Origin of the sequence: Sphaerospermopsis aphanizomenoides BCCUSP55, from assembly GCF_001586785.1 — a bacterium.
Classification (GTDB): domain Bacteria; phylum Cyanobacteriota; class Cyanobacteriia; order Cyanobacteriales; family Nostocaceae; genus Sphaerospermopsis_A; species Sphaerospermopsis_A aphanizomenoides_A.
The window spans coordinates 24,132-41,014 of record NZ_LUFH02000026.1; the positions used below are offsets into that span (position 1 = coordinate 24,132).

The 16,883-nt window shown below is 42.9% G+C and carries 13 protein-coding genes; 7 read left to right on the plus strand and 6 right to left on the minus strand.

Going from position 1 to position 16,883, the window contains the following annotated elements:
- Positions 1-147 precede the first annotated feature (147 nt).
- Positions 148-978, minus strand: a complete 831-nt coding sequence (locus tag A0J48_RS08890) for a DUF928 domain-containing protein (RefSeq protein WP_200322310.1) — start codon at positions 976-978, stop codon at positions 148-150.
- Between the two features lie 538 nt (positions 979-1,516).
- Positions 1,517-1,675, minus strand: coding sequence for a hypothetical protein (locus A0J48_RS08895; RefSeq protein ID WP_200322312.1), 159 nt, complete (start codon positions 1,673-1,675; stop codon positions 1,517-1,519).
- A 274-nt stretch (positions 1,676-1,949) separates the two neighbouring features.
- On the opposite strand from A0J48_RS08895, the gene A0J48_RS08900 reads away from it, so the two are divergent.
- From A0J48_RS08900 to A0J48_RS08930, 6 genes are all read left to right on the plus strand, one after another.
- On the plus strand, positions 1,950-2,723 hold the full coding sequence (locus A0J48_RS08900) for a ParA family protein (protein WP_200322314.1): 774 nt from the start codon (positions 1,950-1,952) through the stop codon (positions 2,721-2,723).
- Positions 2,724-3,450: 727 nt separating this feature from the next.
- Positions 3,451-4,950, plus strand: a complete 1,500-nt coding sequence (locus tag A0J48_RS27725) for a ParB/RepB/Spo0J family partition protein (RefSeq protein ID WP_200322315.1) — start codon at positions 3,451-3,453, stop codon at positions 4,948-4,950.
- 175 nt (positions 4,951-5,125) lie between these two features.
- Entirely contained in the window at positions 5,126-5,545 is a 420-nt protein-coding gene (locus A0J48_RS08910) for a hypothetical protein (RefSeq protein WP_200322316.1), read from the plus strand.
- 139 nt (positions 5,546-5,684) lie between these two features.
- Positions 5,685-9,314, plus strand: coding sequence for an AAA domain-containing protein (locus A0J48_RS26835; protein ID WP_234300806.1), 3,630 nt, complete (start codon positions 5,685-5,687; stop codon positions 9,312-9,314).
- Positions 9,315-10,097: 783 nt separating this feature from the next.
- Positions 10,098-10,556: a hypothetical protein gene (locus A0J48_RS08925; protein ID WP_200322317.1), complete on the plus strand. Its 459-nt coding sequence runs from the start codon at positions 10,098-10,100 to the stop codon at positions 10,554-10,556.
- A gap of 132 nt (positions 10,557-10,688) precedes the next feature.
- Positions 10,689-12,563 (plus strand): relaxase/mobilization nuclease domain-containing protein, encoded by a 1,875-nt coding sequence (locus A0J48_RS08930; protein ID WP_200322318.1) that lies wholly within the window; start codon positions 10,689-10,691, stop codon positions 12,561-12,563.
- 805 nt (positions 12,564-13,368) lie between these two features.
- Here the strand turns inward: A0J48_RS08930 and A0J48_RS26840 are convergent.
- From A0J48_RS26840 to A0J48_RS08945, 3 genes are all read right to left on the minus strand, one after another.
- Positions 13,369-13,704 carry a hypothetical protein gene (locus A0J48_RS26840; protein ID WP_234300807.1) on the minus strand — a complete coding sequence of 112 codons (336 nt, stop codon included), beginning with the start codon at positions 13,702-13,704 and terminating at the stop codon, positions 13,369-13,371.
- A 116-nt stretch (positions 13,705-13,820) separates the two neighbouring features.
- Positions 13,821-14,507, minus strand: a complete 687-nt coding sequence (locus A0J48_RS08940) for a hypothetical protein (RefSeq protein ID WP_200322319.1) — start codon at positions 14,505-14,507, stop codon at positions 13,821-13,823.
- Positions 14,504-15,043, minus strand: coding sequence for a hypothetical protein (locus tag A0J48_RS08945; RefSeq protein WP_234300808.1), 540 nt, complete (start codon positions 15,041-15,043; stop codon positions 14,504-14,506). Before A0J48_RS08945 ends, A0J48_RS08940 begins: the two co-directional genes overlap by 4 nt.
- 180 nt (positions 15,044-15,223) lie before the next feature.
- Between A0J48_RS08945 and A0J48_RS08950 the strand changes: the two genes are divergently transcribed.
- Entirely contained in the window at positions 15,224-16,180 is a 957-nt protein-coding gene (locus A0J48_RS08950; RefSeq protein ID WP_200322320.1) for a tyrosine-type recombinase/integrase, read from the plus strand.
- A 117-nt stretch (positions 16,181-16,297) separates the two neighbouring features.
- On the opposite strand, the gene A0J48_RS08955 is transcribed toward A0J48_RS08950, so the two are convergent.
- Entirely contained in the window at positions 16,298-16,870 is a 573-nt protein-coding gene (locus tag A0J48_RS08955; RefSeq protein ID WP_200322321.1) for a hypothetical protein, read from the minus strand.
- Between the last annotated feature and the right edge of the window lie 13 nt (positions 16,871-16,883).

Here is a 16,883-nt window from a genome sequence, read left to right on the forward strand (position 1 = left end):
ATTGAGAATCTAACCCCGATCTCACAAAATCGCGTTGCTCCCCTTAACTTTTTGAAAGCTAAGTTCTCAAGTTCCCAACGGGGAGCATTCCAATTTTGCAAAAAGATGGATGCTCCTCGGCGATCACCCTAATTTATTGGCAGTTTGTTAATAATTAACCAAAGGAAAGGCAGCAATGTTCTCCAATTTGCCTGATTGCAATAAACTTTGCCAATCTGCTGCTAAAGACGCATCATTAGAATTAGCAAAGCGTAGTTGCCCTAGTATTGTCAAAGCATCAAACCAAATGCCATTAGCAGCATAAATGGCAATTTTTTGTCGAGGGTCTGTTGCCTCCTGCAACTGCTGCTCTAAAATGGGATTCAAATTTATTCTTTGGATGTCTCCTTCTACATAGATAGGAACACTCGTTATTTGTTTTTGATTACAACGAATTTTAAAGAACCAGCGATATGTTTTACCTACTTGCAATGATGCCACATTGGATGGAAGAGAAATACCAATAACACCAGATTTGGCTGTAAGGGCGATGTTTTGCTGTTTATAAATTTCGTTTTCTTCGTTATCCTGTAAGACAAATTCAGCACTCATATTGCTGTAGGGAACATAAAACCAAAATGTTGGACGTTCAGAGGTAGTTAGTCCCCACACATCTGCTGAAGTTGACGTATTTGTTTGTTTGTTATTCGCCACGCGCTCTTGAAAAGGGACTAAAGCTGTGAGGGGAGTCTCTACCGCAGGACAATCATTGCGGCTACCCATTCCGCTTCTGCGTCCAGACATAGGGCTTAATCCATCTGGGGGTTTTGGCATCACAAAAACTGGTCGAGAGGTTCCCTTTGTAGGTACAGGAGGGGTTTTGACTGGTTGTACAGGTGGTTGAGTATTGCCAGGTGGTTTAGTTTGGGCTGTTGCCTGTGCTGGATATTGTAAGGTACTGCTAAATACCAAAGCACTCGCTAGAATCAACTTCTTCATAGATTTAGATAACAATGACTATATCCACATGGGCAAAAGCGAAAGCTAAGAACGTCGGAAGCCACCGCGCGAAAGTCGCACGCCCAGATTTAACTGAGAGGTGCGGAGGATAATACCTCCCATCGACTCAACCATGTAGTAGAGTTAGAGTCTTCCAAAACAAAAACTCAAAAGCTACACAAGCCCATGTACGACATACTAGCATTGTTGCAATGCCTACTAGCACAAATAAAAGTGCCAACGATACAACAAATGAGCCAAATTATATTACGCCCCATTTTCCTTAACCGAGCAGTATTGTAATGGTTATAGGTTTTGAAACCCAAAAACCTGTACCCATGTAAGGTTTGCATTTCAAGGCACATCTGTGGTTAACTTAAAATTGGGAGGGTCAAAGCTTCATATTCGCTCCGCAAGACCCTTTGACAATTTGTACCCAGTAGGGCGACGCAAAAATACTCGGAAAGCCGCTCTACGTAAGCATCAGCCTTTTTGTGTGGGGGAGGGGAACTTCAGCTTAAATGGTTTTGCTTGCCATTCAAACATGAGGTAACAGAGCTACAGTCAAAACTGCAAAAATTCCAAAGCAAAATCCGACCACAAACCAAAGCTTTGGATTCCTACCTTTCTTTTGAGCAATTTGCATACAAACAAAAGCAACAATTGTCCAGCCAATTAGGAAAATAATTCCTTCCATAAAAGCTCACTCCTAATTTAATTGATTGAGACTAATCTTCTGTTTTTTTTCATCGCTATTAACTAATTGGTTGTTTTTTTTCGTCTTATTCACTGTCGGCTGACTAAAATTTTTTTGGCAGCCATCAGGGCATAGAGCCGGATCGGAGAGCGAAAAATTTCGGGGGAGCAGGGGTACATCTAGGAGATGCCACACTGTGTACCATATTCTATAAACTGGAAAATGAAAACGAGTCGATTCACTAAAGCCATCCTATCTTTAGGAACGAAAACCAGTGTCAAATTCTCACCAGCAGTGTCGCATCATAGCCATCTTTAACCAAGCAGGTGGTGTCGCCAAATCAACACTCACCCAAAACCTGGGCTACCACCTAGCCCAACAAAAACATCGTGTCCTTCTCATCGACATTGACCCCCAAGCCTCCTTAACCAAATTTATGGGCTTAGTCCCATCTCAGTTACAAAAAACCGTAGCCGATGCCATTATTGACGAACAGCCCTTACCCATTCATTCCGGCATTCATGGCATGGACATAGCTCCAGCTAACCGCATCCTGAGTGGCTCTGAAATGCAGCTAGTCAGTGCCTCCATGCGCGACTTGCGCCTCAAAGAAGCCCTAGAACCAGTCCAAGACTCATACGACTTCATCCTTATCGACTGTCCCCCCAGCTTAGGATTACTTTCTTATATTTCCCTAGTCGCCGCCACCCACGTCCTCGTCCCCATCGAAACCCATCTCAAAGCCTTCGAGGGAACAGACGAACTCTTGCAAACCATCACCCAAGTTAAAAACAAACCCAACCGCAAATTACAAATCGCAGGTTTTGTTCCCACCCGCTATGCTCACCAAAACTCAGCCGATAAACGAGCCTTAGCAGCCATACAAGCACAACTTTCAGCGTGGGGTCGGATTTTTCCACCCATCCCCAGAGCCACCGCTTTTGTTGATGCCACAGAAGAACGTGCGCCCCTAGCAGTAGTTGACCCCAAACACCCTGCTGTTAGTATTCTTAAAGAAATCGCTTCTGCTTTGGAATCCGTTATATAAGCCTCCCACGGGCGCGGTTTACCTCCCGAAAATATGAAAGAAACACATTTTTCTTGATTTTTTGAAAGCCTTATTTAATAAGGATTATAAAATGTGCATCTTAGGAGCCTCCAACGGGCGCGGTTAACTCTCCCGCCAAGAAAGAAACACCGCCGAGATTGAAAACCTCGAAGTTTTATTTAATAAGGATTATAAGTACCCAAGCAAAATTAATTTAACATATTGATTGACAACCAAAATGCCTGTATTCCTTACCTGTTACCTGTTACCCTGTCTCCCCTGTCTCCCCTGTCTGCCGACAGGCAGGCTGTTCCCTGTTCCCTCTCCTAACTAACGTGAGTTCGAGATAAGCTGAAACCCTTATTATTTCGTCGCCTGAAAAGCCTATTCTCTCGTTGAGTAACTTCAAAAATACCCTTAACCCGAACTGAGGTTAACTATAAAATTTATTTTGCACGACTACTTAAAATGTGCATCTTAGGAGTTACCTGTTTTAATTGCTGAAAAACCTAGTAATCTAGGAAAGCCCAAGTAACCAGGAAAATTCCAGGTAATCAAGGCTTATAGTTTCTAAAACAGGCAAGTTATTTCTCCGCCTAAACTACAGCAGATGGCTTGAGAGAGCGACGAGAGATTTTCATTAATGATTTAGGATGCCTATATTTCTCTAAATTTAGAGTAGCATTCCCATTTCTGTCCCCCATTCAACTATATTCCCTACACTACAATGGTACGCAAACGCACCGAAAAACCCTTTGCTGGTCAAATTACCACCCCACCCCCAGCCCCTTGGTTATCCTCAGTGGAAGCAGACACCCCACCTGCTACTGAAAGCAAAGTCAAACTCCAAGACATTCACCTGCCTCCACAGCAACCCAGACACTACTTTGACCCCCAAGCATTAACAGAATTAGTTGCATCAGTTAAACAGCATGGCATCCTTCAACCCCTCTTGGTGCGTCCACTCACAGGAGGGAAATACGAATTAGTAGCTGGAGAACGGCGCTATCGCGCAGCCACAGAAGTAGGACTGGAAGAAGTGCCAGTGGTTGTGCGTGAGTTATCCGATGACCAGGCGTTTCAGTTAGCCTTAATTGAAAACCTGCAACGACAAGACCTCAACCCCGTTGAAGAAACAGAAGGCATCTTGCATCTTTTGGCTATTCGGCTAGAGTCGGATGTGGAAGCTGTCAAATCCTTGCTGTACCGGATGAAAAACGCCAGCAATAAAGGAGAGAAGCCCTCAAAAGATACTGAGGAGCAATCTAGGAGAAACGTTTCTCCTAACTCAGAAACAACTGAAGAAATAGAATCTCCTAGCCATGTTCCGACTGACTTGAGTGGTTCTGTTTCACCTACCGAAAATGGAGAAACGACCCCAGAATCTCTTAGTAATGTTTCTTCTAACTTAGAAACAACTGAAGAAACACAATCTAGGAGAAACGTTTCTCCTAACTCGGAAATAACCGATGAGACAGAATCAGGCAGCAATGTTTCGACCCACTCGGAAACAACTGATGCTACCGCATCTGGGAAAAACATTTCTCCCAACTCAGGAACAACCACACTGAAGAAATCTAGGAGAACCGTTTCACAAGATGCGGATATTGCTGTTTCCTCAACTGAGGAGTCAGACTCAAAGGATGAATCTAGGAGAAATGTTTCTCCTAACACAGATACTGCTGTTTCCTCAACTGAGGAGTCAGACTCAAAGGATGAATCTGGGAAAAATGTTTCTCCTGACTCCGGCATCACTGAAGAAATAGAATCTAGGAGAAACGTTTCTCCTAACGTAGATGAAGAGAAAGCAAAAAAAGTACAAGAGGTGTTTGAGAGCCTGGGACTAATGAATTGGCTGTCCTTCACCACCAAACGTTTACCCTTACTCAATCTGCCTCTGGAGATTTTAAAAGCACTGCGAGAGGGTAAACTGGAATACACCAAAGCACAAGCATTGGCACGGGTCAAAGATGATATACTCCGCCAACAACTCTTAGACCAGGCGATCGCACACAACTGGTCTTTAAGTGAAATCAAAGCACAAATCGCTGCTAATACCCAAAGAACTCAACCTCCATCCTCAAAATCACCCAACCAAATAGAGCGTCTCAAAAACATCACTCAGCGCATTAACAAGAGTAAACTGTGGGAACAACCTGCCAAGCAAAAGAAACTGGAAACCCTCCTGAGTAAACTCGAAGCTTTACTTGGTGATGAATCCCCTTGAGTCGCGTTTCATCCCCTGTCTAAAGACTAAGGGTTCTCACGCTCCCATTATGTTTTGATAGGACTTACCTATAAACTCCCAACCAATGTTCACCACTTTGAGCGAGGGAGTGATGTTGTGACAATCTATTAGACTAGAAAAACAAGTAAACATCAAACATCAAAGAATATCAACAATGGCAAAGAAAAAACCCTTAGCTGAAGTAATTCAGCTAGACTCAAAACGCAAAATTCATTCCCAACCAGAAAACGCAAATTCTTCTCAAGCGGGAATATTCGAGTTAAGCGACTACTGGCAAGCTTGGGAAATTGACGATTTAGACCCGTCAAATTCAATTTTTTTAGCAGAAGGAACCTTGGAAGAATGTATCGAGGAGCTTAATACTCTTATTACTATGGAAGTCAACAGTAAAATTTTCAAACTGAATTTAGACCCAAAACAATGGAATAAACGACAGCAAGCAGAGCGAGAAACAATTAGGCAACAGTGCTACCTTCACGGCAAATATAAAGGTCAAGGATGGGTAATTGAATCTGTCATAGATAGAAAAAGTCTGGAATCAATGATTAATGGCGAGATGTTTGAACCAATTTAATCAGGTTTTCAGTAAAAGCTACTCAACCTTTATGTATAAGCCCTGGTAAAAATTTAGCCATTTGTTAGATGACATAATTCATAAATTCTAGTAGTTTGTGCTTCAATAGCAACTCTAGGATGATAGGATGAGACGAAAAATGACACAAGAGTCACAGATTCGCGACTTGCTCCAAGCCTGGCTGCATTACATCCACATTGAAAACTTGAGTAATGCCAAAGTCGAAGCAGGTGACGACGAGCAACCCAATATCTGGGACTCTGGTGTAAATTTAGTAGGCGACAGATTACTGCTAGAGGAATCCTTATTCAAACAACTCAAACAACCCTTCAAAACCTCAAAAACCAAACCTCAAGCCAACCCACCATCAATCGCCGTAGCCTTCCCCCAGCTTTATCTCATCGAAGGAAATCGCCGTCAGTTTCGCCCCCTCTTTACCATCGACATTTCTCCTATCTTTGATAGCAATTATCGCAAAAGCGGCTGGGACTTAACTAAATTCGAGTTTCAACCAGTCATCCCCAACTTAATGCAGTGGTACGCACTAGAAGAAGAAACTGCTGAATCTCTAGTCACCAAAGAAGGACTCAAAGTTTTTCTGGAAACCACCTTCAATCGTCCCTTTAAAACCCTACAAGACTTTATCGGACTGATTTCTTTACCACCCTTTCCCGTGCGCTCAAAACTGCTTCCCTACCTGCTGAACTTTGGCTACGTAGCCTTCAACCATAACCTCAACAAAGACTTCCAGAAAATCAGCGAACAGCGACAATGGGATTGGGCAGTTACCCGACATCCTGCTTACGAATACTTATTTGGACAACCAATAGCACCCCAACACAACCTGTTATTTCTCGGTGCTTTCCCGACCTTACCCCCCGACGACTATCAAGCACAGGCTCTCAAACATTGCCAATCTCAACCCCTCACCGCCGTAATTGGACCACCAGGGAATGGTAAAACCACATTGCTGTTACACAAAATAGCCCAACAAGTAGTCCACCGCGCCGTACAATTAGCGACAAAAGGTGAAGACGAAAGTAACCTCACTTTAGTCACCAGTACCAACAACCATGCAGTCAACAACGTTGAAGAACTTCTAGAGAGCCACTTTCCACAAAATTGCTTCTACTTATCAGGAGGCTCCAAAGAATTAGTTGACACCCAAGTTTTGCCCTCTCTGCAAGCTGCACTCGACTCACTAGCAAGAGAAACCTTTAACCCAACAGCATGGGAGTCAGCCAAGCAACAATTGTTAGCTCTTGTGCAGCAACTACAATTTCACATCAAGCAAGATGAATATTACCAACAACAGAAGATTGCTGATGAACAGTTATTAGAGCAGCTAGATAGAGATGTACAACAGTTGCAAGAAGCGATAAAAACCTTTGTACAAGTGAATCCAGAATTTAGGAGAAACGTTTCTCCTAACTCTGATTTTGAATTACAACCCCCATTATCAGCCAACTCTTCACTAGAGCCTTACTCACCATTATCAGCCAACTCTTCACTAGAGCCTTACTCGCCATTATCAGCCAACTCTTCACTTGACTATTCAGAATATCACTCGCTATCACCATTTAACACATTACAGAACTACTCTCAGTCTGGCTCACTAATAGACCCTGTAGATGTTACTTCAGAATCTAGGAGAAACGTTTCTCCTAACTCGGATTATGAATACCAAGCATCATCCTCAAACCCCTCACAGAACAACCCAGAGCTTCAATCTTCACTACCATTTAACTCATCACCAGACTATTCTCAGTTGCCACACGCAGCGATAAATGACTCTACAGAAGTAACTCCAGAATCTAGGAGAAACGTTTCTCCTAACTCGGATTATGAATACCAAGCATCATCCTCAAACTCCTCACAGGAATACCCAGAGCTTCACTCTCCATCACCATTCAACCAATCACCAAACTACTATTCTGACTCTCAACCTACCTTACCAATAGACTCTGTAGATGTTACCTCAGAATCTAGGAGAAACGTTTCTCCTAACTCGGATTATGAATTCCAGACCCCATTACCACGAACTCCATCACGGCATTACTCCGACTTTCAGCCCCCCTCACCATTAAACTCATCACCCGACTACTCTAAATTTCCGCTAGAAGCTTACCAGCAGATAGAGCAACACTTGAACACAGCTTTTCATTCCTTACCTTGTGAAAGTAACAGGCAATTTTTAGGTCAAAACCACAACTGGTTGATTCGACTATTACAAAAAATCAAACTATTACAAACAATCAAACTATTGCAGAGAATTAAACTATGGCAAATGATTAAACGATTCTGGCAACAAATAACCAGAAGCAGCCCACGCCATATTCTCAAACGCTTGCACAAACAAATAGAAATGCCCGTATTGGCAACTCTAGCTACACCCTTTCCCTTTCAAATTCCCCTGACCATTGAATCTTTATTAGCAGCCCGCCAAAGTGTTTCCCAACTACTGAAAGAAGTATCTGATTGGCAGCAGCAGCAAAATCAACTTAACCACAGACACCAACAGCTAGAATTATTACAACGCCAATTAATCGACTTACAACGTCAACTCACTGACCGAAAACACCAGCTACAACACATCCAAAATCGGCTGGCCACTTATCCTACCCAAGATTTCTACAGTCGTTTCTACATCGAATTGCACACATTGCAAGTACAGTTATTTGAGTGTGCATGGCAATTTCAACAACAGGAAGCTCGAAGACGAAAAGATGAAGTCATGGCTGCTATTAAAACTTACATTGGGGTGTTAAATAACGAATGGGAAGCTTTTCGTCAGATGTCCTTGAATTGGAGAAACATTTATCGAGATATCAGCCTCTTGTTTCCCGTTTTCTTGAGTACCCTGCACTCCATTCGCCGTCTGTTCCCCTATCCTGATAGCGGTTGTATTAACCAAGTAATTGTAGATGAAGCTGGTCAGATTCCCCCACATCAGGTATTTCCAGTGTTAGTGCGGTGTCGTCAGGCTTTGATTGTCGGCGACCCCTTACAACTAGAACCGGTTATTAATTTAAGCGACCAGAAAAAAGAAGAATATCGTGGTAAATCCTTCCTGGAAAGGGGACTTACAGAAGCAGATTATGACTGCTACAGTCCCACCGCTACTACAGCTTATCACCGAGCCGCAGGAGCATCAGCACAACCAGAAGATATTGGTCACGGCATTATCCTTAAATATCATTATCGTTGTGTGCCAGTGATTGCCGAGATTAGCGATCGCTTGTGCAATTATGGCATGGTTATTAAAACAGAACCCAAACCGTCTCTGTTAGGTGCTAACCTAATTGCTTACCACGTAGAAGGAAAGCAGGAAAACTACATAAATTGGGCAGAAGTTGATGCGGTAGAAACGTTAATTGCCCAATTGCTAGAGGCAGGTTACAGCTTCAATTCTCCTAGCAATCAAAACACTAGCAATCAAAATACAATAGGCGTAATTTCACCTTATCGCCGCCAAGCAAATGCCTTGCAAGAACGCTTACAATCACGCTATTCCGACTTTTCAGCCAATAGTATTGGCACAGTTCACACCTTCCAAGGTGGTCAAAAATCTGCGATAATCTTCTCAACTCGCCAATCAGAACCTACTGATAGCCTCTGGTTTATTAATCGCAAACCGAATTTACTTAATGTTGCTGTCAGCAGAGCAAGAGAATTGTTTATCTTAGTAGGGAATTTAGAAAGACTTTCTGAAGGTGGTTATACCAAACAATTAGTAGAATATATCCAGCAATTTGGAGAGATACGATAATTACAATTGCTGCTTTTTGCTTTGTAATCGCTCAATAATCCGGGGTAAATAGCTCAGTGACAACCCTCAAATAGTGCAAAATCGTTGCTAATATGGTAGTCCACCCCCACTTATTGATCAAATACGTTGCTTTAATGTTTTGATATTTCTCTATAAACCTTTGATTTTAATGCCGTAGCATAAAAATAGCGGTAGAGCCAGGTTTTCTACGAACAGTCCAATTTGTGAAACAATTATCCTTGTACGAACAGTCCAGAACAGTCCAATTTTTTGAAACAATTATCCTTGATTGTTAGGGGATTTAATATGCTAAATTCTTCAAGGTAATAGACCTATTTTGAAATGATTCATGCAAGAGACTCCATGCGATGAAATCACACCAAAAATTCAGGAATATCTTATTTATCCCATCCCTAATTATCAGTACCTAGCTCCTCTTTTTACGACAAGTCTATTGCAAAAATTACCCTCGATGAACACGGGATTTTCTACATAAAAATATTCAATTGATGGAAAATACTTCTCTTGATGGATGCTGATTGCATGACCACACCCATAATGTGGAATTCAGTCACAACATACACGGTAATAGCACAATCACTTAGGAAGCAAGCAGGGAGGACGTATATACAAAATTTTAAAACTTGCTAAGTCTTATAGTGCAATCGCTATCCGCATTAACCTTTAGCTAATTATTTTCAGATTGTCTCACATCTTCTCTAGTATCACATATTGCTATTCGTTCTAAAACATTCTCAATTGTCACCCCTTCATCTCATTGCTATGACCTCACCACCAGAGCGTAAACAGGAAAAAGCTTCATCATTTTTACTGCGCTTAACTCCGGCAGAAAAGAATCGCTGGCATAAAATGGCTGAGTTCTATGCTTTACCCTTAGCTGAATTTATTAGACGACGAGTAGAAAATCGTCCCATTAGTCCACCAAAAGTACCAGCCATTAATGTGAAAACGAGTGTACAAATGGGACAATTTGACCTGAGACTAAGGCATTTAGAAAAAGATTTACAAACAGCGATCGCCTCTCTGAAACAAAATCCACCTGCATCAAAAGTGATTCACCAGCAGTTACTTAGCACGATTAGGAACTTGGATGATTTGTTAGGGGAAGTGCGCTCAGAATTGCGCGAAGTGAGACTGCAATTATCCGGTGTTGATGAGAACACCGAAAATGAAGAAAGTTCAACAGACGAGTTCAACTTTGACGATGAAGACTGGGAGTGAACTACTCACACTAACTTAACGGTGCAGTGGGGAGACGAGGACGCGAATAAGTCGCGAATAAGTTAAATGCTGATGTGGATTGTTTTTATTAAATTTGTGATTAATAATAATCGTTAAAGCGGAGAATGGTAAATGCTGACCAAAGTTGTTCCCACTGGTAATAACCCCGGTGGTCTGCTGCGTTATCTCATGGATAAACACAAAGAATTTGAGTTATACGGTGGCAACATAGCAGGACAGACTTACGCCCAAATCATCCAAGAATGGCGTGCCATATCAGGGCAAAATCCCCGCACCGACAAAGATACCAAGCACATCACCATGAGTCCCCACCACACAGACCGCCTCACTCCTGACGACTGGCTAGAAATTGGCAACTTCATGATCAACGGACTAGGCTACACCAACAACCTGTGGCTGATGATTAAACATAAACCCACAGAAAGTCAACTACAGCACAACCCAGATGCACCGCCTCACGTTCACATTATGATTCACACCTTTGAGTGTGAGAACTTTACCCGCATCAACGACTGGCAAGACAAAACCCGTGCCGAAGAACTGACACGAGAAATCGAGCGACGGTGGCATCTATACCAACTGACTAAGAGTGCAGAGATTGATTATTCTGCCCCTACCACCGGACAAAAGCGTCGGATGTTGCGAGAACAGGAAGAATATGAAACCGGATTGCGGAATACACCACCAGCCGAACCGACTAAGCAACGATTGGAACGCATGGTTATTGCCGCAGCTTTTCATCAACCTAACATCCAAATCTTCATCGGTAGGCTTCAGCACCAGGGAGTTGATGTTTACCCTACCATCATTGGTGATGAAATGAAAGGCTTAACCTTTGAGTATGAAGGATTTCGGTGTCGAGGCTCGCAGTTAAAAAACTGTAGCTGGAAAAAACTGCAAACAATCCGGGGAGTTGATTATAATCCCACCCGTGATTTACCTTTTTTAAGAGCGATAACGAAACGCCCACTGTATGTCCTGCGGACAGGCTACGTCAACGCGGAGCAGACCCACCAGAAGGCGATGACTACGCCCACCTCCGGCATCGCGCCAAGCGCAGTACCAAAGGCAATCGCTACGCCCGCTACAGGTATCGCTATCGACTCCGCTGTGCCAGCAGCGATCGCTGCCCTCGCCGAAGGCATCGCTGCTAATGAACAAATGCAACTATTACCAAAAGACTTGGATAATCATACCCAGTCTGTATCTGTCAGTACCCAATATCTATCTAATAATAAATCTGCATCTGTTCCTAATTCATCTGTATCTGCCAGTACCCAACATTTATCTAATAAAAAATCTGCATCTGTTTCTAATTCATCTGTATCTGCTAGTACCCAATCTCTTTCCATCAGTGCCAAGCAGATTAAATGCACAGCGATGTTTGCAGCAGATATTGACGAGTTACTCTTAGAAAATACAAATCGCTACATTGACAAACACTTTACCGCCGAGCGAATATCTGCCACTGAAATTTCCTTGCGTCGCACACAAGACCAAAGCGAAATTCTGCGGGCTAAACGTAATAGTGATGATTGGGAAGCATTACCCACCGAAAGCGAAATGACCCCCTTGGAACTTCATGCTATGATTGCCCTCAAAGAAGATTTAATCAAACAATCAGAAAATCGCCATCAACAGCAACAACAACAGCAACAGCAACAACAACGAGCAGAAACTGTTGCACCCATAGTTGCTGCTCTTTTAAATCTTAAAAAAACAACTCGCTTTACCTGGGAAAGCTACATTGCGGAGTGGGATGGAGAATGTTTAACTTTGGGCAGAACTGGAGATGATTTTCCCATCATGGAAGCTGCTTGGAATAGAGAACTTCAATCCTGGGATGTGAGAAGCTCCTACCTCTCCCAAGGAGCAACTAATTATTTTGTCAAACAGGTTTCACCCTATATAAAGTCGTCACTGCAACAACAACATGAAGCCAGTATCAAAAAACAAAGAAGCGAGCAAAAACAATTGGAATTGTAGCTGGTTTCTCTGTTGCACTAATTTATGATTTTACTGCCAATAAGTCGGATATTTTTGTAATTAAAAAGGATTGAATTCCCACAAAAAACCTATAGTAATTCGGTTGTTAAAATGATAATATAGGAATCCGGTTTGATTCTTGCTCAATATACTGAGACTCAATCGTTGATTAGATGGGGCTTACGGTTTAGAGCTTGTATGGCTAACGCCACGCTACGCTATCAGAAATCAAATGGGAGTCCTATATCATGATGATAACTCCTATTAAAATAATGGAAGCTTTACCCACCAATAAAGTATGTAGATTTATATATGCCCATGCAACATAAAAATACTCAAACAGCAATAGCCTCCAAAATTAAAAAGTGGGTAGAAACGGCTAAACAACTTAGCACTGATAATATCATATTTGCCCTACCTATCACCCGATTGACTAGCATCAAAAGCCTTTGTCAAAATGAAGTGGCAGCCGAACATTTTGCTCTCTATCTCTCAAAACAGGTTCTACTACAAACTGAAGATGCTTCCTGTCCCAGTAATCTCAGTTCCTCTGAATGGGAGACTCACAAAACTTTAATTAGCGATGCCATTGCTGAGATGGAACGCTACCTTGCAACTTCCACTCATGAAGGGAAACAGTGTTTGTGGAAGTTATTGAGGCAAATTAATGAATTACAGGGAGACGATTTTCGCAAAGTTCATTGGTCTACTGTACATTTTGTCCGTAGTGGTTATTTGCTCAAACTAGATTATGCCATTCGCTGTTTTGTTGAACAGGATTTCCCCTACTATGCTTATAAATTAGCTAGAGAGTATACAGAATCTTATGAGCCTCGGTATGGCTCAGGTTTGATTCCTGAATCTGCCCCAAAGCTGCTAGAAATTGCTGAGTTTTGGTGTCAGTATTATTTTGGACAAAACCTGTCAGAGAAGTTTCCCATAATTCAGGTTGGTTTTTCCAAGCCCCGAATAATTGATTAAGTTTTGCTAGTTTCTCCGCTTCTGTTAATGTTTGTTGTGGTTTTGTAATTTGATTTTCAATAAATCCTAAGTCTACTATTATTTCTGTCCCATCTGGAATGTTATTAATTGTTTCTAATATCTCAATATTTTGACCACGTTTTATACCTCTAACTTTCATATTTGATTTCCTCTTCTCCGTAGAGCCTATCTTCTAATTCAAGACCACTGATACCTAGAATGGAAGCCACTCGCCGCAGAGAATTTCCCTGGTCAGCGCACGATAGCTTAGTTCCACTAGATTGCCCTTTCTAAACAAATCACCGGAGAGGGTCCTAGCACCCCACCAACAGTCAAAACTGCTAACGTCCTAGTTTCTTGAGGATACTGTGCCTTAACCTTCGTTATCGCATCATCCAAATCAGATGCTTGGGCAATGTAAATTTTTTCACCAGTTGTCAGCACCCAAAGAGGTTTAGGCCAAGTATGTCGAGGCTGAAGCACAGCTTTATGAACACAGCCATGAGTAAACTGGATTATCTGCTCAAGTATCGCATCATTACAAAACTCACCCAACTCTGCTTGGAAAAATCCTCTCAGTTCTTCATCAGAGATATATTCGACAACTTGCTCTCTTGCCACTCTTCGATATTCTAGATCCTGAACGGTTGTCCGTACCAACTTTGACTCAATAAAGCGACTGACCTGGGTCGTAATGGAATCAAAGTCCCGTTCCATCAATAAATGTCCTAAGTGTTCCCTCAGTAGAGTTCGGAAATTTTCATCCGAGATATTGATACCAGATGTGTGGAAATAAACTGAAAGCTGCTCTCCCCAATCCCGACCACAGCCAACTTCCCCGTTAGCAGCATCCTCAGCCTCTACCAACTCCATCAACCGTTTGTACTGAATTACATCGTTTGTAGAGGATTCAGATTGTGTTGGCACAGTATCTCCGGTAGAGAAAGGAATTGATTGGGTCATGGCTCTCTCCGTAATGTTTCAAAATACACAAGATTATCAGGTTCTTCTGGATCGGGACCACAATCTAGCAGTCCCACTCGCAGCTTCCTGTAAAATCCTAACGCACCTTCTAGGGCGTGTAACCCTATTCTGCCTTGATAACCTAATTCATAACTGCGAGAAATCGCAAAGTCGATGAGATTTCCACCTACACCTTTGTATATAGGAGGATTAGTAATAGCAGGTCTATTCCAGGGCGCAGTAGCCAAAGCTCTGATGTAAACCAATCTCCGTCTGAGTTGAGACTGAATTTGGCAGCGTTTCTTCAACACATCGAGCATGATTAAACCTTGGGTGATACCATCACACTCAATCGCGTAAAGTTCGTCACCTGGTAACAACTTAGACCCTCGACTTTTTGCCACCCAATCCCAATATTCGTCTTCTTGCCTAGTACCACCTAGTAGCGGCTCCCATAGTGTTTTGGCATCTGCTAGATGTTTTTCTGTCACCTCAGTAATAATGGCATCAACTACTAGAGAGTCTTGAACTCTCAAAAGCTTGATAGGGCGGTTCAACTGGGAAATGATTACTCTACAACTTCTAATAATAAGGCTTCTGTACGTGCTGATGTCATGAAATTGCCGTGCAGGGGATGCTGTGTGGGAGTAGAATGGATCGTAAGTTATTAAAACTTCTGTTTACCCAAGAAAATTAGGCGCAAGCAGGCTCTTTCAATGGCAGAGCAATTAATACAGCACACGGACTTGATACTGGCAACACCACCGCCGTTGACGCTTCACCCGGCGGCGGTCTATTTGTCTGGTTTGACTGCTGGCAGCAGGCGGACAATGCAAAAGGCTTTGAATGCGATCGCACGATTGCTAACTTCGGATGAGTATGATGCTTTGTCTTTGGATTGGTCAAAATTACGCTACCAGCATACGGCGGCTATTCGTGCTGTGTTGATGGAACAGTACGCCCCAGCTACGGCTAACCGGATGCTTTGTGCTTTGCGTCGGGTGCTGAAGGAAGCTTTTCGGTTGGGGTTGATGAGTGCTGATGACTACGCCCATGCTGTGGATATTAATTGTGTGCGGGGTGATTCGGCTTTGCGGGGACGGCTGCTGAAAACCAGTGAAATCGCCGCACTTTTGAGCGATTGTAAGCAAAATCAAGATTGGATTGGTGTGCGTGATGCGGCACTCATCGCTATTCTCTGTGGTTCTGGGTTACGTCGCGCTGAGGTGGTGGCTTTAGATTTAGCAGACTATCAGCCAGAAGATGGTTCTTTGCAAGTCCGCAAGGGTAAAGGGGGCAAGTTTAGGACTGTGTATTTGCCAGCAGGGGCAGTGGCGGCTCTAAGTGCTTGGCTAAATATTAGAGGTAATGCCCCTGGTGCTTTGTTTTGTCCGGTGCGGCGTGGTGGTCATGTACATATTCGGCGGATGACTGACCAAGCGGTGATGGTGATTCTCCAAAAACGTGCTAAAAGTGCTGGGGTGGCATCTTTTAGCCCCCATGATTTTCGGCGCTCTTTTATTAGTAATTTGTTGGAAGCTGGTGTCGATGTTTTAACTGTGAGTCGTCTGGCTGGCCATTCCGATCCAGCAACTACCCAAAAATATGATCTGCGTCCTGAAGTTGCCAAGCGCCAAGCTGTGCAGTTGTTAAATGTCCCTTACGATGAGTGAATTTGACATCTTCGCCGCTGTGAACGGTTGGCGATTCCCTAAAACCAACTTAAATCAAGAACTTCCCTGGTTTGTTTTTAGCGATTCGCTGTGCCAGTTGCTCCTGTCCTGGCTTCTTCACTTGATCGGTTGATACAGCCCGGACTCTGAATTCCATTTCCAGCCAACACTCATGGGATCTCGATTCCTCGACCAACTGAGAAATTCTTTCTCGCTCTTTTTTTCTCTTTCAGCAATCAAACTTTGGGGTGTGACACCCAATCTCCGGGCAAGATTTTCATTGGCGAATGCTTGCAGTTCTACTGAGGGCATTTGGTAAGGATATGCTGACCGCCTATTTCGGGTTTGACCACTACCATTGTATCTACCAGATGCTACAGCCCGTTCTAATTTTTCTAAATGTTTAGCGATCGCTTCCAGTTTTCTTTCCACTCCTTCATTTTGTTGGGAAAGTTGGGTTTCAATTTGAGCGAGCTTCGACTCTACGTGCTGCAATTCGGTGGTCGCTTCTACCTCCATGCTGCTGTCAAACTGTGCTATCAATTCTTCTAACCCTTGCAGCAAGGCAATCGTATGTCCCTGTCTGTGTATTGTCGCTAATTGTCTTACTACTGGTATCAGTACAGTAGGTACGCGAATCATCTCGCTGGGTGGCGGTTTTTTAGCAGCACGGGAGGAGTTTACAGGCATTTGATATCTATAT